The organism is Flavobacterium zhairuonense (assembly GCF_004352915.1).
Classification (GTDB): Bacteria; Bacteroidota; Bacteroidia; order Flavobacteriales; family Flavobacteriaceae; genus Flavobacterium; species Flavobacterium zhairuonense.
Genome location: NZ_SJSY01000072.1, coordinates 384,691 through 402,233 on the forward strand (window position 1 = coordinate 384,691; position 17,543 = coordinate 402,233).

Here is a 17,543-nt window from a genome sequence, read left to right on the forward strand (position 1 = left end):
CTTTTTTGTTTCTAAATTTTGCTTGTTTCGTTGATCAAGCGAACAGGTTTATTTGAAAATAATTTGATTATAAGAACTTCAGGAAGCGAAGTATATTTTCTGGAACCGCATTCGTACCACCAGTAAGAATTATATTTGACATTGTTTTTCTCCATTTTCACCAACCAGATTTTTTCATTTGCGCTGCTTATTTCTTTTTTCTCGATGATTTTATAGCCCGCTCCAGTCCAGCATATTAAAGGATTGTGGGCAGGTGTTTTAATATAAATAAGCTTTTTTGAAGTTGAAATCTTAAACACTTCGTTATTGACCCAAACTCCATTTTGAATAGCATATTCTGGACTGATGTTTTCAAGTAAGTTGTGAGGCTGTATTTTTTTGATTTCAAAACTAGTTCCTACGGTTATGATTGTTCCAATGATGGCAAAGAAAGCGGCATGTTGTATTTTTTTTGTTTCAGCCTCTTTTGTTTTGGGTTTAAAAAATCGGATGAAAAAAAGCATTGGAAGAATTTGATAAAATACAAAACAAAGAATTCCGATAGAATGATGCAGCACGTTTTCTTCAGTACAATTGAATAAGATCAATGTGATAATTCTGAAATAATTTGAAATAATATTCAGAATTATTACTAGCGCGCAAAAAAGAAAAATCTGCAAAATATTGAAATGTTTTTGATGTTTCTTTTCTTCAAGCGTCAATAAAAATGCGCCAGATAACAATCCGGTTTTGAACATGGACAATCCCATACAAGCGGTATCAATAGTGATCTTTGCGTTATCGATGTAAAAGTTGACGCCTTCTATTTTTTCGATCGAAATAAAGTTCTTCAAAATTAAATAAACATAGTAGCAGAGAGATTGTTTGATTTCGGTCGTCAAATAGTCAAAAAACGTATTGAAGATGGAAGAGAACAACAAGATGCAGATAAAAGCAATAAATGAAAATTTTTGAGTAACACCGTAATACAAAAGGCACACAAACAAAGCTAGAGCCAGAAAATGTACAGATTGGGTATGTAGTCGATAACTAATGAATTCTAAAACAATAATTGATGCTAAAAGAGGATAGTTGAGATTAAGACTCGTTTTTTTGCCACCAAAAACAAACAATCCAATTGAGGCTATTATTCCGAATAAATTATTATTTAATCCCGTGAGCACAATACTGTAGTTCAAAAGCAGAAGAAAACAAACTATTAATAGCGCGGCATTTTTTTTGTATTGAAGTGTTGAATTCATTTATGCTAGTTGTTTTTTGTTTTTTCTGTAATAGAGATATAAAGCTGAGATTCCAATTATGATTAAAAGCCATTCATGAGGTTCAGGAACCGAGCCGTCATTATTTATAGACGCGTTTCCTAATGTATTCACGTTTTTTTCGATACCATTTTCTGCATAATCTTCATCTGTTTCCAAGACAATTAAAGAAGAAATCGGCGTGACGATATTGGCATCTTTCGCTAAGTCAACAAATTGATTTGCAGCTAAAGTGTCATTCTGTATTTTTACTTGTTCTTCTAAAACTTTTCCAAAAGCGTACATTCTGTAAATATGATTTGGGCCATTGCTTTTTGAAGTGCTGTCTGCAATGTTTTCATGAATTGAAATTTGAGCAGGTTCAATATTGATGCTGTTTTCATCTGTTTTGTACGATGGAAATTGTTGTTTTTTGATCAGATTCAAACTTTTGTCCAAACTACATTGAAAATAATCAACATATTTTTGCTCTTTTACAGTTTGCCAAAAAGGATTAATATCGGTGCTGATATTAATGACTTTTATGTTTCTTTCTTTTGTATTGGTTTTGATTTCTTTCAAGTAATTTGAATCTTCAAGTTCTTCAAAATTGGCAGAAAATGTTCCTGATTTTGTAATGATCAAAGTATTCTTGGCTAGTTTATAAAGAGGAAGCAGAGAATAGTGGTAGTTTTCAAAATCCAATTGAATGGCTTTGAAATTCTCGGCATTAATTGGTGTTTTTTTTCCATTAACAAAAGCGTAGAGATTGTTTTGGTTTAAGTTTATAAAAGCTTCGATTTGTTTGGTTGTCCAATTATCATTCAGATCTAATATGATTTCAGAAGGCGTGAAAGGGATAACCGTTTTCTGAATATTCTGAACTTTGTAAACTTTGTTTTTCCATACAAATGCTTGCAAATTGATTTTGTACAAAGGTATAGTCGCTTCCCATTCGTCTAATCCTTCAGATTGATTGATGAAAAAACCTTTTTCAAGCTCAAAATCCTTACTGGTTTCTATAGGGATGTTTCCAACGGTTTGTATTCTTGAAATTGTTTTTGCATTTGAAATATTAGGCCCTTTTATAGAAAGGCTTTGATATTTCAAAATATTATCCTCTACTTTCATAGGAGTGGTAAAGCCGCATTTAAATTTTCTTGGCGTTCTTTTGTTTACTGGAAAAACTCGAACAACAACTTTGTTCCCTTCTCTCCATTGCATTAAAGAAGGGTCACGATATTCTACACCAACAATCTGTTTGTATGCTTTTTTTGCTTTTTCCTTTGTTGTCAAGACGCCTTTTCGCTCAATTCCATTTACCCAAAGCGAAAGTGAAGTAGCGACAGAACCTTCCGGCAATTGAAAAGAGTAAATGGCTTCTTGATTGTTCCAAGCTTTTGCGTCGGATGTAATATCCATCGTGATTTCAGTATAAGCTAATCGCGTATTTGGATAAAGTTTTACATCTTCTTTAATGGCTTTTGTGCATACATTTTCTCCGCTCCAAAGCTGTTCTTCGGTTTCTAGTCTTTTGTCAAAATTTGATTTTAGAATACTTATTTTGTCATCATTTGTTAGCCCCGAATCTTCACAAAACAAATAGGCAATACTGATAAATGGATTATGAATTTTGGTTTCGTTGAACTGTTGATTGCTGAATGAATCAAATCCGTCAAATGAAAAAAAGTCATTTTTGTTAAAATATACAATATCTTTCTTTAACAAGATCTCGTTGAAAAAATTGGGTTTTAAATTCTGAGAAACCAAAATGTATCGCGGTAAATCTTCATTAGAATTAAAAGAATTGATTTTGGCAATTTGAATTATTTTATTGTTTTCCACAACTAATCCAATAGTAAAGATCGAAAAGCTGAGTAGTACAAGGCCGAATCCAGCACTAAATGAAAGGAAATAAATTCTGTTTTTTGGCAAATACAAAATAACAGTTAGTAGATGTATAATTACAATTATTCCCGGCACTAGGCCATAGAATCCCATTCCGAGAGCTATAATTCCGATAAATGAAAATGGCGTTAATGGAATAAGGTATAAGGCAAAGTAAAAGATGATCCAAAAAGAAATTCCATTTATAAAATAAATTAGGAATGTACGAGGAGTTTCGATAATGTCTTGGTACAGAATAAAATTCGTTAGACAAAAAATAAAAGTGGTCACATAAACCCATATTGGCAAATCTTGAAAAACTGGAATGAAAACATTTAAACTAAAACAGCCTATAAGCCAATTCAGCATTAGAAAAGGAATTAGATGAACGTATTCGTTTTTATCTCTTAGAATTGAAAAAGAGATAATCGTTCCATATAAAAATTCGATAATGAGGCTGATTACTCCGATTGATTCATATTCGTAAAATGATAATTTTTTAAAAGTTAAAGCACAAATCATAAAGATGATGCTGAAAATTGTAACCACAAGACTTGATTGTACTCCTGGTTTTTGATAATAATCTAAAATCTCTGTTTTGTATTTCATAGTTATGTGTTTTTAAAAGTACTTTGAATTACAAAGTTAATAGAAAATCTGAAACACAAAATTTTTGAGTTAGTTTTTTTTAGAAAATTCTGGATTAGACTTTTCTGTCTGAAAGTGTATTTTGAAGACGAAAAAAAGACAACTATAACGTTATAATTTGTTATTTAGAAAGGTTCTTAGCTAAAATAGAAGTAAAATCGTACTTACGCTGTAATATTAAATTTCGACTTTGTTAAAGAAAAGATTTTAAAATACCAATAATTCATTTTTTTAATACAAAATTGATTTTTTGATAAAAACAAGCAGTGAAAATCGTTTTTTAGCAATAATAATTTTTGAAAAGACGACTTCTATTAAATTTTTTTTAATTATGGTCTTTAATGTTTAAATTTGCCTCAAAAAAATAAATCCGCTTTTATTATGAATATTTATCAGGATTACCTTCAAGAAATTGAAGAAAGAAAAAATCAAGGGTTACACCCAAAACCAATCGATGGGGCTGAATTATTAAGTGAAATCATTGCCCAAATTAAAGATGTTGATAACGCATACCGCGAAGACTCTCTTAAGTTTTTTATTTACAATACGTTACCTGGTACTACAAGTGCTGCCGGTGAAAAAGCAAAGTTTTTAAAAGAAATTATTTTAGGTGAATCTATTGTAAAAGAGATTACACCTGCTTTTGCTTTTGAATTATTATCACACATGAAGGGTGGACCTTCAATTGAAGTATTATTAGATCTAGCTTTAGGAAATGATGCCGCAATTGCTAAACAAGCTGCAGACGTTCTTAAAACACAAGTTTTCCTTTACGAAGCAGATACAGATCGCTTAGTTGAGGCATTCAAAAAAAATAACGAAATTGCTAAAGAAATTCTTGAAAGCTACGCTAAAGCTGAGTTTTTTACAAAACTTCCAGAAGTAGCTGATGAGATTAAAGTAGTAACTTTTATTGCTGGTGAAGGAGATATTTCTACAGATTTACTTTCTCCAGGTAATCAAGCGCACTCGCGCTCAGACCGTGAATTACATGGTCAGTGTATGATTACGCCACAAGCGCAGCAAGAAATTAAAGCGTTACAAGCACAACATCCTGATAAAAGCGTAATGTTGATCGCTGAAAAAGGAACAATGGGAGTTGGTTCTTCAAGAATGTCAGGTGTAAACAACGTGGCACTTTGGACGGGAAAACAGTCAAGTCCATATATTCCATTCGTAAATATTGCTCCAATTGTTGGTGGAACAAACGGAATTTCTCCAATTTTCCTAACAACTGTAGATGTTACTGGTGGTATTGGTTTAGACCTTAAAAACTGGGTTAAAAAAGTAGATGCAGAAGGAAATGTTATTCGTAATGAAAACGACGAACCAATTCTTGAGCAAACTTATTCTGTTGCTACAGGAACTGTTTTAACTATCAATATTAAAGAGAAAAAACTTTATAACGGAGATCAGGAATTGATCGACATTTCTAAAGCATTTACTCCTCAAAAAATGGAATTTATCAAAGCGGGTGGTTCTTACGCTATCGTATTTGGTAAAAAACTTCAAACATTAGCAGCTAAAGTTTTAGATATTGAGGCTCCGCTTGTATACGCTCCTTCAAAAGAAGTTTCTCACGAAGGACAAGGTCTTACAGCGGTTGAAAAAATCTTCAACAAAAACGCTGTAGGTATTGCTCCAGGTAAAGTATTACACGCTGGTTCTGATGTTCGTGTAGAAGTTAATATCGTAGGATCTCAAGATACTACAGGTTTGATGACGGCTCAGGAATTAGAATCTATGGCGGCTACAGTAATTTCACCAATCGTTGATGGTGCTTACCAATCAGGTTGTCATACGGCTTCGGTTTGGGATAAAAAAGCGCAAGCTAACATTCCTAAATTGATGAAATTTATGAACGATTTCGGTTTAATCACAGCTCGTGACCCGAAAGGAGTTTATCACTCAATGACTGACGTAATCCACAAAGTACTTAATGATATTACTATTGACGAGTGGGCTATCATTATTGGTGGTGACTCTCACACTAGAATGTCAAAAGGTGTTGCTTTTGGTGCTGACTCAGGAACTGTTGCTCTTGCATTAGCTACTGGAGAAGCTTCTATGCCAATTCCGGAGTCTGTAAAAGTGACTTTCAAAGGAGATATGAAAGGATACATGGACTTCCGTGATGTGGTTCATGCTACTCAAGCGCAAATGCTTCACCAATTTGGAGGTGAAAATGTATTCCAAGGAAGAATCATTGAGGTTCACATTGGAACACTTACTGCTGACCAAGCCTTTACATTTACAGACTGGACTGCAGAAATGAAAGCAAAAGCGTCTATCTGTATTTCTGAAGATGATACTTTGATCGAATCATTGGAAATTGCTAAAGGCAGAATCCAAATTATGATCGACAAAGGAATGGATAATGACAAACATGTTCTTCAAGGATTGATCAACAAAGCAGATAAGAGAATTGCTGAAATCAAATCGGCAGAAAAACCGGCTTTAACTCCAGATGCTAATGCTAAATATTATGCTGAAGTTGTAGTTGATTTGGATCAAATCGCTGAGCCAATGATCGCTGACCCAGACGTAAACAACGCTGACGTTTCTAAACGATATACTCACGATACAATTAGACCTTTATCTTTCTACGGAGGTGATAAAAAAGTAGATCTTGGATTTATTGGTTCTTGTATGGTTCACAAAGGAGACATGAAAATCCTTGCTCAGATGTTGAAAAATGTTGAGGCACAAACTGGTAAAGTTGAGTTTAAAGCGCCACTTGTAGTAGCACCGCCAACATACAACATTGTAGATGAGCTTAAAGCTGAAGGAGATTGGGAAGTTTTACAAAAATATTCTGGTTTCGAATTTAATGATGATGCCCCTAAAGGTGCAGCACGTACTGAATACGAAAACATGTTGTATTTAGAGCGCCCAGGATGTAACCTTTGTATGGGTAACCAAGAAAAAGCAGCTAAAGGAGATACTGTAATGGCAACTTCAACTCGCCTTTTCCAAGGGAGAGTTGTAGAAGACAAAGAAGGTAAAAAAGGAGAATCTCTTCTTTCTTCTACTCCAGTTGTTGTATTGTCTACAATTTTAGGAAGAACTCCTACTATCGAAGAATATACTGCTGCAGTAGACGGTATTAACTTAACTAAGTTTGCACCTTCTAACAAACAATTAGTGATGTAATCTAAAGAGATTATCTAATCATATTTATTTAAAGCCCGAGTCATAAAACTCGGGCTTTTTTTTGTAATAATTGTTCTATTTTTTGTATCTTGTGATGTTCAAAAAACAATAATAAAAACAAAAAAATCTATGGCTTTTGATATTGAAATGATTAAAAAAGTGTACGAGAATATGCCTGCACGCGTTGATAAAGCGCGTGAGCTTGTTGGGCGTCCACTTACTTTAACGGAGAAAATTTTATACAACCACCTTTGGGATGGAACACCATCTAAGGTGTTTAAGAGAGGAGTTGATTATGTTGATTTTGCTCCAGACCGAGTAGCGTGTCAGGATGCAACAGCGCAAATGGCATTATTGCAATTTATGCACGCTGGAAAATCTAAAGTAGCAGTTCCAACAACGGTACACTGTGATCACTTGATTCAGGCGAAAGTCGATGCTGTAACCGATTTGGCTAGAGCAAAAACACAAAGTAATGAAGTTTTTGACTTTTTGTCTTCTGTTTCGAATAAATATGGAATCGGTTTCTGGAAACCTGGAGCCGGAATTATTCATCAAGTTGTACTCGAAAATTATGCTTTCCCAGGCGGAATGATGATTGGTACCGATTCTCACACTGTAAATGCAGGTGGTTTAGGAATGGTAGCAATTGGTGTTGGTGGAGCAGATGCTGTAGATGTTATGTCAGGAATGGCTTGGGAGCTTAAATTTCCTAAATTTATCGGAGTTAAATTAACTGGTAAATTATCAGGATGGACGGCTCCTAAAGACGTTATTCTTAAAGTTGCTGGTATTCTTACTGTAAAAGGAGGGACTGGTGCAATTGTAGAATATTTTGGAGAAGGCGCTACTGCTATGTCATGTACAGGAAAAGGAACAATCTGTAATATGGGGGCCGAAATTGGGGCAACAACTTCAACTTTTGGTTATGATGCTTCAATGGGACGCTACTTGCGTTCTACAAATCGTGGAGATGTTGCCGATGCTGCAGATAAAATTGCTCCATACTTAACAGGTGATGCTGAGGTATATGCAAATCCAGAGCAATATTTTGATCAAGTTATCGAAATTAACCTATCTGAATTAGAGCCACATTTAAATGGTCCTTTTACTCCAGATTTGGCTACGCCAATCTCTAAAATGAAAGATGAAGCAATCAAAAATAACTGGCCTTTGCAAATTCAAGTCGGTTTGATTGGTTCATGTACAAACTCTTCTTACGAAGATATTTCTCGTGCTGCATCTTTGGCAAGACAAGTTGCTGCTAAAAATTTAAAAACAAAAGCAGAATTTACTATTACGCCAGGTTCTGAAGTAGTTCGTTCAACTATCGAAAGAGATGGATTTATTGATACATTCCATAAAATTGGAGCAACTGTTTTTGCTAACGCTTGCGGACCATGTATTGGTATGTGGGATAGAGAAGGAGCGGAAAAAGAAGAAAGAAATACGATTGTGCATTCATTCAACCGTAACTTCTCAAAACGTGCGGATGGTAATCCAAATACATTGGCTTTTGTTGGTTCTCCAGAATTGGTTACAGCAATGGCAATTGCAGGTGATTTAGGCTTTAATCCATTAACTGATAAATTAATCAATGAAGATGGAGAAGAAGTAATGCTAGATGCTCCAACAGGAGACGAGCTTCCAGCTAAAGGATTTTATGCTGAAGATCCTGGATTCCAAGCTCCGGCAGAAGACGGATCAGGAGTTCAGGTGGTGGTTAATCCAACTTCAGAGCGTTTGCAGTTACTGGCTCCTTTTGATGCTTGGGATGGCAAAAACATCACTGGTGCTAAATTATTAATAAAAGCATTCGGAAAATGTACTACAGACCACATTTCTATGGCTGGACCTTGGTTGCGTTTCCGCGGACACTTAGATAATATTTCTAACAACATGTTGATTGGTGCTGTAAATGCGTATAACCAAAAAACAAATTCGGTTAAAAATCAATTAACAGGTCAGTATGATGCTGTTCCTGCTGTTGCTCGAGCGTACAAAGCGGCTGGAGTTCCGTCAATTGTAGTTGGAGATCACAATTATGGAGAAGGTTCTTCTCGTGAACATGCTGCAATGGAGCCACGTTTCTTGGGGGTTAAAGCTGTTTTGGTAAAATCATTCGCTCGTATTCATGAAACAAACCTTAAAAAACAAGGACTTTTGGGATTGACTTTTGCAAACGAAGCAGACTATGATAAAATTCAAGAAGATGATACAATCAATTTCTTAGATTTAACTGAATTTGCGCCAGGAAAACCATTAACATTGGAATTTGTTCATTCAAATGGTACAAAAGATATTATTTTGGCAAACCATACATACAACGAAGGCCAAATTGGTTGGTTTGTTGCAGGTTCTGCATTAAATTTAATTGCGGCTGGAAAAGCGTAAGATCTATCTCAGACTAAATATATCAAGAACGCTCTGTGAAAACAGAGCGTTTTTTATTGTTGTCTAATGAAGTGATGGGGTTATAGATTCGATTTAGCAATGTTTAATCCAGATGATAAAACTTTAATACGATTTAGTTGTGTTTTGTCGAATTCTTCAATATCAATGCTATATACATTGCCTGAAGGGGAAGTTGAGAAGTAGTCTTGCGTAGTTCCGCCTAAGATATATAATTTGTCATTGTAATAATGCATACTTGATCCTTTTAGTCGAATGTCAGTTATGTATTGTTTTAATTGTTTTGATTTAATGTCATAAAGATACATTGTATTGCCCTCAAAAAAATAAATGATGTTTTCATTAAAAGTCACTGCGGGTCTTTCGAGTGCTGTGAATAATTCTCCTTCGGTATGCCACTCTTCAGTTTTTAAATCAAAAAAATCAATTTGAGAGGTATTTTCGCCGTTGCTTCCGCCAATTAAATAAATTTTATCATTTATTAATACGCCTGAAGTTTCCTTAGCGACTGGCATGCTTGGAAGTTCATACCAATAACCAGAAGTGATATTATATTGATGTACTTTATTTGTAAATGTCTTTTTGTTGTTTGCATCCATTTTTATTGAACCGCCAATTACAATAATATTGTCGTTGTAAGTAAATGAAGCGGCATTGGCTGCTTGATGTGGATTTGTTTTGTCAACTTTAATGTCTTGGTTTTTAATGTCAAATACTTCAATCTCGTTTTGTAAATATTCAAAAATGCCATTATCGGAGATTCTTTTTCCTCCTAAAACATATATTTTGCCATTGTAATAATTAAGATTGTGAAAAGCTCTTTTTTTAAATTTTAAATTTGAGTCTTCCCAAGAATTGTTTTGTATATCGTATATCAATAAATCTTTTTTATACGAGAACACACTTGGATTGAAACTAATTTCTCTTAGATAATCTTGCATTGTAAACTCTGGCCGTTCTTGTCTAACTTTTTCCCATGGATCAGATTTAAAGCTTGCATCTCCACCAATAACGTATATTTTGTTGTTGTTCAAAACAGATCCAAATGAAGCGATTCTCGTTGGTAAAGATGCTAGTTTAACAGAATGAATTTTGGATTTTAATTTTATATGTCGATTTGAGATTCTTACATTATTTAGATTTTCGATGTCATCTTTAAGTATAATGATGTAATTTGATTTTTTTAGGTCTGCAATCGCAACTTTTGTGGTGATGTGTCCAATGTGAGATATTTGAAGAGTATCATTCTCTTTTATTTTATTGTTCAATGAAAATTCTCCCTTATCATTGGTGATGGTTCCAATTTTAGCATGTAGCACATAAATATTAGCATCTTCAATTGGCAAATTGCTGATTTCAGATTTTATAATTCCGCTTATTATTTGCGCATTTGAGAAAAGTGGAATTATAAAGAGTAAGGAAAGTAGTTTTTTCACAAGTTTTTAAAAGTTAAGTTACTATTAAATCCTGAATTATGAAAATTATGTAAGAAACTGCATTTCAAAAAGTTGACTCAATTTTTACGCCGAAGATATTAATTTGGACGAAATTAGTTGTTAAAAAATGTGCTTTTTTTACTTTAAAAAGTTAAATTCGCCTTGCCCCAAATAACAAAATTGCTTTTTTTGAGTTTTACATGTAGAAAAGCTCGAAAAATGCGATTGATAAAATGAATAGGAATGATTTATAGATTAATAATACTGATGTTTTTTTTCAGTGTAGGTGTTTTTTCTCAAGAAAAATATATCAAGCACAAAATTTCAAAAGGAGAAAACCTTTCTGTTATTGCTAAAAAATACGGAGTAAAAGTGAAAGAAATTACAGACGCTAACCCAGATGCGCCAAAAATTCTAAAACTAAATTCGATACTATTAATCCCTGATAAAAATAACAGCGCTTCAAAAGCAAAAACTAAGCCTAATGAGCTTGCTGTAAATAATACTCCCCCAGATAATGCCTCGTCTGGTACACATGAAGTTGAGGCAAAAGAAACACTTTGGGGAATCTCGAAAAAATACAACGTTTCGGTCGATGATTTAAAAAAAGCAAATCCATCAATTGAAACTGATGGATTGAAAATTGGTCAACAAATTACGATTCCTTCTAGTAATGTTGTAATTGCTGATAAGCCTGCTGCAGTTGCTGCAAATTCATCAGATGTTGAGGTTGTAGTTGAGGTTCAGCCAAAAGAGACCAAATATGCAATAGCTAAAAAGTACGGAATTACGGTTGCGGAGCTTGAAAAACAAAACCCATTTATAAAAGGAAAATTACCAGTTGGCTATGTTTTGAAGCTAAAAATACCTAAAGAAAAAGCAGATGCTATTGCGAAGCTAGACTCAGTTTCAACGCAAGCTGAAATGAAACCACTTCAAGAAGAAAATATTCAGATTGCTGATAAAACCAGTGTTAAAATGGATTCAACGATGGTGCATGTAAGTAACCATTCTGAATTAATTGATTTGTTGATTTTAAATGCGACACAAAATATAGGAACACGCTACCGTTCTGGCGGAACGACAAAAGCCGGTTTTGATTGTTCAGGTCTGATGTTTTGCACTTTTGGAAACTTCGATATTAAATTGCCAAGAAGTTCAATCGAGCAATCTCGAATTGGTACAAAAGTAGGTAACACCGAAGCGCAAAAAGGAGACTTGATTTTCTTTAAAACCAATGGGCGACGCCATATCAATCATGTTGGTATGGTCGTTGAAGTAAGCGATGGGGAAATAAAATTTGTTCACTCATCAACTCATGGCGGTGTAATGATTTCTTCTACAAAAGAACCATATTACGAAAGAGCTTTTTCGCAAGTAAATCGTGTTTTAGTAGAAGAGTCTAAGAAGCTATAATGTTGATGTAAAAGTCATCTTTGAATTCTTCGATTGGAAAAGGTTTGGTTAACATTTTCGAGACATATTTATTTTCTGTTATTTCATTAATTTCGTCTTGATCTAAGGTAGACGAAAGAACATAAATCAAGGTGTCGCACTTTAGTTTTGAATCCAGTTTGTCATATTCTTTTAAGAATTCGAATCCATTCATAAAAGGCATTTGAATGTCAAGAATGATAATCAAAGGTTTGTCAGATTCTTTGCTGTTCGCTAACCATTGAAGTCCTTCTTGCCCATTGTTGGCAATATGAATTTTATGTACAGAAAGTACTTTTTTCAGCAATTGTTTCATTACAAGCTGATCAATCAAATTATCTTCGATTAATAAAAATGTTGGACTAAATGGCATAATGATTCGGTATTGTTACGGTGAATTTGCTTCCAATTGTAGTTTCTGAACATACAGATATGTTTCCTTTTATATTTTCAACGGCTTCTTTCACAATATAAAGCCCGAGCCCTGAGCCTTTATTTTTGTTTGTTCCGAAATACATTTCGAAAATATTAGCCTTAAATTCTTCCTTGATTCCGATTCCATTGTCTGTTACTTCAATTTTGTTAAAGCCGTCAGTCAGTGAAGTTTTAATAGAAATAAACATTTGTTGTTTACTTGCATCGGCATATTTTATCGCATTAGAAAGTAAGTTCGAGATAATGATTTTCAATCTTAGGCTGTCGCTATGAATCTGATCAACCAATAATTCTTTTGTGAATATAATTCGGTCTGCGTTTTCAATATGCATCAGTTGCGAAATTGCTTCTTCAAATAATTCTTTCAAGCTTACAGGTTCCATTACTATTTGTGCGCGCTTGTTTTTTGAATAATCAATAATATCACTGATGAATTGATCTTGTTTAGCTAAACTTTGCTCCATTAAATGGAGATATTCCTTGATCTGACTCATATTGTCTTCTAATTGAGTAACTTTTATCAAGCCTTTTAGAGAAGTGATCGGTGATCTTAAATCATGTGAAGCGCTATAGACAAAACAGTCCAGTTCGTGATTTGCCAGTAATAAATTTTCATTTTTCACCTCAATTTCTTTTTTTGATGTCAGCAAGCGTTTTACCATTATAGAATAGTAAAGACATATGCTACATATAATGATGAGGATGAAAACAATATTTGTAATAGTTAATAAATCTTTTATTTTTCGAGTTCCGGCTCCAAGGGTATTTGAAAAATTACGTTCATTCACTGTCAATCGATCACTAATCGAACTGATTCGTTCAAGGAATTTTCTTTGTTCGTCAACGGTTAGTGAATTGTGTTTGATTTTGGCGTCGATTTCTGTTCCAATCACAAATAACTCATAAATCAAATTATCTCCCTGTTCCCATTCATGAATTGCTTTTGCTAAAAAGGGAACTTTTTTAAAATTGACAAATAACCAAACAATATCGTCTAAATCATCTTTATGATTTCTTCCTGCTAAAAAACCTTGTCTTGCAATTTGATTGTCGCCAGCTTTTAAAAGTGTTTTTCGGGCAATTCCGTCACCTTGAGGAACAGTCAATTCTTCCAGAAATAGCTTCCATTGATTTTGGTCTTTGGTATAGAGGTAGGTTATAAGGTGTCTGGAAGCATCTTTTTGGCTTTTTGAGTAATGTGATTCGCCATTAACATAAGCTCTATTGGCAGATAATATTTTGATGGTGAAGAAATTTATGCAAATTAATAAGGCGCATGTAATAAAAACAATTAACAAAAGAACGAAGACGTTTGGGAAACGCATTTTTCTGAGAAACTGGATCTTTTGCATATTTCTTGTTTTGTAGGTTAATAGTTTGGATTTGGGGGTCTAATAACTTGTAAAAGATGCTTTTTTTGTCTCACTAATTTTTTTTGGGTTTGCTCATGTTTTTAATGTGTTGGGTAAACAAATGTTAATAAAAAAGAAAGAAATTTAAAACTTTTATCCTCTCAACCAAATTTAATAAAAATATATTTTGCTTTGACAAATGTGATTTTATTTTTTCGGAAATTTAGTATTTTTGAATTTAATTTTTTGATTATCAAATAATTATGTATTTGTTAAAAATATTTTTTAAAGCTTTTTGCTATCTTTGAACCAAGTTTTTAGTAATAATTTTTGGAATAATTTATTTTTTACACTAATGATTTTGTTTAACTAATTTAGGGTTTTATAAATTAAATTTTTTTAAGAATTAAATTTTGATTTTTTTAGAAGAATAAAAAATAAGTTTTGATAAAATGTAAGAAATTAATAGTGTTATTTTTCAGAATTCTGAGCTTTTAAAAAGAAAAAGCTGCAGATTTAGCCTGCAGCTTTTGTTTGAAAGTAGAGTTATCTCATGTAGTAAAATTTATATTTTTAATTGTTTTTCAGTGAACTCAGAAAAGTTTTATAGATACTTAGCAGATAATTTTGGGAACATTCGTTTTAAATCGTCATTATCTTCGTTCCACTCGTTTCCAGTTGTAATATGGTTTTCCTGAAACGGATATGGCATTTTTTGCCCAGTCAGCTCTTCAAAAATTATTCCTGGTAGATACCCAAATCCTTCCCATTCAAAATCCTCAATTAAGTGAGTTTCAATTTCTGAAAGCGATTCTGGATCAGTGATTGTTTTATAATAAAAGCCTTGGCCTTGAGCGATTACCCATTCGCGAAAATCATTGAAATTATCGTCGCTGCATCCTCCGAGAATAATGTATATGGCGCCCCAAAGCTCCCAAGTATTGGCTTGGCCTCTAAAATTTCGAAAACTATTGCCAAATAAAATGAGTTCGTCTGCAGTTAGTTTTCTGAGCTCATTTGCTAATTCTTCTTGTTGTTCTTCAAAATTGCCTCCCGAGATATCTTTAGTTTTTTGAATTATTTTCCAAAATAAATCTTCGTCCATTAATTCGTCAGAAATCTTGAAATCTTTTTTTTTCGCAGATTGAATAGATATGTCTTTTTCTTTTTTACCAAAAAGTTTGTCAAATATTCCCATAAATGTTTGGTTTATTTTGGTAGATATTGGCTGTTGTCTTCATTCTTAAATTTTGATGTTGAGATTTCTTCCTTAACAAAATTTAATTTTGGTTCAGCATTAGCAGAATTGTTTTCAAAGGCTGAACCAGCCGCGGTTGAATTTTTAATTTTCATAAGAGTAATTATGAAAAATGCCAAAGCTCCAATACCAATCAAAACAAGAAAAATGTTGATGTACAAATCAGTTCCAGTTCTGTTTAAGTTTTGAGCTAGAATAATTAAGCCAAAAGCGGTAAATATAATGCCCCAATATTCCATTTTGACCCAAAATAAACTGTGATTACTTTTGTTATTTATTTTATTTCCAGTTTCCTTGTCAATAAAAACCCGTAATGTTCTGTTCCATTTTATTCCCAATATAAAACTAAAAATTCCAGTTATATATAGTGGGACGATAAATGATAAATCAACGTATGTTTCTGGAAAAATTGAAACGCTGATTAAAAGAGCAACAAATAAAATTAATAGAGAGAAAATTCCTCTGCCTGACCAAACTATCATTGTTTTAAGTTTTTTAATTAAAAGCCTATATTTTTTTAAGTCCTTTTGACTTATCCGGACTAAATTTTCTGCATTAAGAATTCACATTAATCAATCCTCTGAAAAACTGAATACCGCCAAATAAGATTGCGCCCCAAAATATAAATCCAATATTAGCAAGCGTCAAAATGGTGCCTCCACAAAACCATAATGCGCCATAAACCATATCTTTTCTGGCTTTTTCATATTTTGCTTCTTGAATTTCTATTTCTAGGTTTTCAACAATCAATGCGGCAACTTCGGTGCTTACTCCTTGTTCTGCAAGTTTAGCTTTGGTTTCATAAGCTGATTTGTTTTCATTGATGAGCAGGTTTGCTGCATAATTGTAATGATGTGTTGATGCATCAAATGGGTCATTTTGGGTCGTTTCCATGGGTTAGTTTTGGGTTAGTTATGAATAAAAAAGAAATACTTTTTACGGCTATCATATTATCTGACAATATTCTTTTTAGAATCAGAATTTTATATGCCAAGTCAAATATAAATAGTTGAAAAATTATATGCTTACGGGAAGACGTAAATGAGAAAGATTTTTCCAAAAAAAAAGTGGCTAATTTTTATTGCCACTTTTATATTAAAGACCATTGGGACCTAATCTATATTTTTATTGTTGATGATCTTTTCAATTCTAAATTTTCCATATAAGCTTTTAGTGCTTTTCCAAAATAAGCACTTTCATATCCTGATTTATATTGTTTGTTTGTAAATCTGTCTCTTACATAAAATTGCTTGAATATTATTGTACTGCTTGAGGGTGGTGTATGAAATTGAGAATTGCCTGAGTAATATACAGTTCGTGAAGTTCCTTCATCGTAATCAAAAACATAACGATAGATAGTTTTGTCTTTATATTTTTCGGATTCAATTTTGTCATAAGTAATAAATTCATATTTCCCTAAATATCGTTTTGCTGCACTTTTTACGTATTTATCGTAGCTCGAACGCTTTTTGAGAACAATTAGAAGAACTTGATTGTCAAATTTTCCAAATTCTGGTGGAATAGCATCTTCTTTTTCAGTAAAATGATTTTTTGCATGTCCTTTTGCAATAGCGCCACATGAATTTAAAGAGAGTGTAAAAGCTAGCAGAAGAATTAAAATTAAAGATTGGTTTAGTTTCATTGGAGTAGGTTTGGTTAAAAGCTCTATTAAAGTTGTATGGTAAAAAAAAACTATATTAGATTCAATTATTGTTTAACTAAGTTGAATCATTGCTATAGTTTTCAAATTTAAATAGTTGGATTGGTAAATAATTGCGGAAAACCGTAAATGTTAGATAAATAAAACTGCAAGTTAATTTGCAGTTTTATTAATAAAGCTCGTGCCAGAAATGTTTACAGCCATCCTTGCATTCTGTATTTCTTCTTTCGGTATCGGTTGTTTTAAAAATCCATAACAAAGCGGTTATAGTTTTTTTATTTTCTTCCGCAGGAAGCATCGCTAATTTTTGAAATGCAATTTTGGTAGGGAATGTTTTTAAAAGCACTATTGGCGTATAAGTTGGTTTTAATGGAATGCTTTTTAATGCCTCTTGGTAAGATGGCGAATTATAGTTGACTTTATCCGGAATCGAATTGATGATATAATTATGCAACGTTGTAAAAAGCTCTTTAAAATTATAATCATTTCCTAATAAAAGCTCTAAGCCAGTATTAAAATCGATATGATCTTGAGCAGTTTTATTGATTATTTTTTCTATCTTTTTCAAAATGGTTTAGTTTCTTTTTTGGAATAGTATTCCAAAATTAAGCACTCGAACTTATATAAAGT

General features: G+C 33.0%; 13 protein-coding genes. 3 read left to right on the plus strand and 10 right to left on the minus strand.

Annotation, left to right across the window (positions count from 1 at the left end):
* Positions 1–11 precede the first annotated feature (11 nt).
* Together xrtN and EYY60_RS11965 are read right to left on the minus strand one after the other, a co-directional pair.
* Positions 12–1,241: an exosortase N gene (gene xrtN, locus EYY60_RS11960; RefSeq protein ID WP_132989552.1), complete on the minus strand. Its 1,230-nt coding sequence runs from the start codon at positions 1,239–1,241 to the stop codon at positions 12–14.
* Positions 1,242–3,734, minus strand: coding sequence for an XrtN system VIT domain-containing protein (locus tag EYY60_RS11965; protein ID WP_132989553.1), 2,493 nt, complete (start codon positions 3,732–3,734; stop codon positions 1,242–1,244).
* Between the two features lie 420 nt (positions 3,735–4,154).
* Here EYY60_RS11965 and EYY60_RS11970 point away from each other — a divergent pair, with 420 nt between their 5' ends.
* Both EYY60_RS11970 and EYY60_RS11975 read left to right on the plus strand, forming a co-directional pair.
* Positions 4,155–6,926, plus strand: coding sequence for a bifunctional aconitate hydratase 2/2-methylisocitrate dehydratase (locus EYY60_RS11970; RefSeq protein WP_132989554.1), 2,772 nt, complete (start codon positions 4,155–4,157; stop codon positions 6,924–6,926).
* A gap of 129 nt (positions 6,927–7,055) precedes the next feature.
* Positions 7,056–9,320 carry an aconitate hydratase gene (locus EYY60_RS11975; RefSeq protein WP_132989555.1) on the plus strand — a complete coding sequence of 755 codons (2,265 nt, stop codon included), beginning with the start codon at positions 7,056–7,058 and terminating at the stop codon, positions 9,318–9,320.
* An 80-nt stretch (positions 9,321–9,400) separates the two neighbouring features.
* Here the strand turns inward: EYY60_RS11975 and EYY60_RS11980 are convergent, their stop codons facing one another.
* A complete protein-coding gene (locus EYY60_RS11980) occupies positions 9,401–10,774 on the minus strand; it encodes a Kelch repeat-containing protein (protein ID WP_132989556.1) in 1,374 nt (457 codons plus the stop codon).
* Between the two features lie 243 nt (positions 10,775–11,017).
* Between EYY60_RS11980 and EYY60_RS11985 the strand changes: the two genes are divergently transcribed.
* The gene (locus tag EYY60_RS11985) at positions 11,018–12,190 is read left to right on the plus strand and encodes a C40 family peptidase (protein ID WP_132989557.1); all 1,173 of its coding nucleotides are present in this window, start codon (positions 11,018–11,020) and stop codon (positions 12,188–12,190) included.
* Here the strand turns inward: EYY60_RS11985 and EYY60_RS11990 are convergent.
* From EYY60_RS11990 to EYY60_RS12020, 7 genes are all read right to left on the minus strand, one after another.
* Positions 12,177–12,581: a response regulator gene (locus tag EYY60_RS11990; RefSeq protein ID WP_132989558.1), complete on the minus strand. Its 405-nt coding sequence runs from the start codon at positions 12,579–12,581 to the stop codon at positions 12,177–12,179. The two genes, EYY60_RS11985 and EYY60_RS11990, sit on opposite strands and share 14 nt — an antisense overlap.
* A complete protein-coding gene (locus tag EYY60_RS11995; protein WP_132989559.1) occupies positions 12,571–13,995 on the minus strand; it encodes a sensor histidine kinase in 1,425 nt (474 codons plus the stop codon). The genes EYY60_RS11990 and EYY60_RS11995 overlap by 11 nt, the downstream gene beginning before the upstream one ends.
* Positions 13,996–14,599: 604 nt before the next feature.
* A complete protein-coding gene (locus EYY60_RS12000) occupies positions 14,600–15,193 on the minus strand; it encodes a DUF4240 domain-containing protein (protein ID WP_132989560.1) in 594 nt (197 codons plus the stop codon).
* Positions 15,194–15,204: 11 nt separating this feature from the next.
* Positions 15,205–15,735, minus strand: coding sequence for a hypothetical protein (locus EYY60_RS12005; protein WP_132989561.1), 531 nt, complete (start codon positions 15,733–15,735; stop codon positions 15,205–15,207).
* Between the two features lie 73 nt (positions 15,736–15,808).
* Positions 15,809–16,147 (minus strand): hypothetical protein, encoded by a 339-nt coding sequence (locus EYY60_RS12010; RefSeq protein ID WP_132989562.1) that lies wholly within the window; start codon positions 16,145–16,147, stop codon positions 15,809–15,811.
* Between the two features lie 223 nt (positions 16,148–16,370).
* On the minus strand, positions 16,371–16,895 hold the full coding sequence (locus tag EYY60_RS12015) for a hypothetical protein (RefSeq protein WP_132989563.1): 525 nt from the start codon (positions 16,893–16,895) through the stop codon (positions 16,371–16,373).
* A gap of 187 nt (positions 16,896–17,082) precedes the next feature.
* Positions 17,083–17,481 carry a DUF5958 family protein gene (locus tag EYY60_RS12020; RefSeq protein WP_132989564.1) on the minus strand — a complete coding sequence of 133 codons (399 nt, stop codon included), beginning with the start codon at positions 17,479–17,481 and terminating at the stop codon, positions 17,083–17,085.
* Positions 17,482–17,543: the final 62 nt, after the last annotated feature.

Bases quoted from the DNA above. Each gene is read 5' to 3' on its own strand.
- xrtN (WP_132989552.1), bottom strand. From the start codon at position 1,241: ATGAATTCAACACTTCAATACAAAAAAAATGCCGCGCTATTAATAGTT.
- EYY60_RS11965 (WP_132989553.1), bottom strand. From the start codon at position 3,734: ATGAAATACAAAACAGAGATTTTAGATTATTATCAAAAACCAGGAGTA.
- EYY60_RS11970 (WP_132989554.1), top strand. From the start codon at position 4,155: ATGAATATTTATCAGGATTACCTTCAAGAAATTGAAGAAAGAAAAAAT.
- EYY60_RS11975 (WP_132989555.1), top strand. From the start codon at position 7,056: ATGGCTTTTGATATTGAAATGATTAAAAAAGTGTACGAGAATATGCCT.
- EYY60_RS11985 (WP_132989557.1), top strand. From the start codon at position 11,018: ATGATTTATAGATTAATAATACTGATGTTTTTTTTCAGTGTAGGTGTT.
- EYY60_RS11990 (WP_132989558.1), bottom strand. From the start codon at position 12,581: ATGCCATTTAGTCCAACATTTTTATTAATCGAAGATAATTTGATTGAT.
- EYY60_RS11995 (WP_132989559.1), bottom strand. From the start codon at position 13,995: ATGCAAAAGATCCAGTTTCTCAGAAAAATGCGTTTCCCAAACGTCTTC.
- EYY60_RS12000 (WP_132989560.1), bottom strand. From the start codon at position 15,193: ATGGGAATATTTGACAAACTTTTTGGTAAAAAAGAAAAAGACATATCT.
- EYY60_RS12005 (WP_132989561.1), bottom strand. From the start codon at position 15,735: ATGATAGTTTGGTCAGGCAGAGGAATTTTCTCTCTATTAATTTTATTT.
- EYY60_RS12010 (WP_132989562.1), bottom strand. From the start codon at position 16,147: ATGGAAACGACCCAAAATGACCCATTTGATGCATCAACACATCATTAC.
- EYY60_RS12015 (WP_132989563.1), bottom strand. From the start codon at position 16,895: ATGAAACTAAACCAATCTTTAATTTTAATTCTTCTGCTAGCTTTTACA.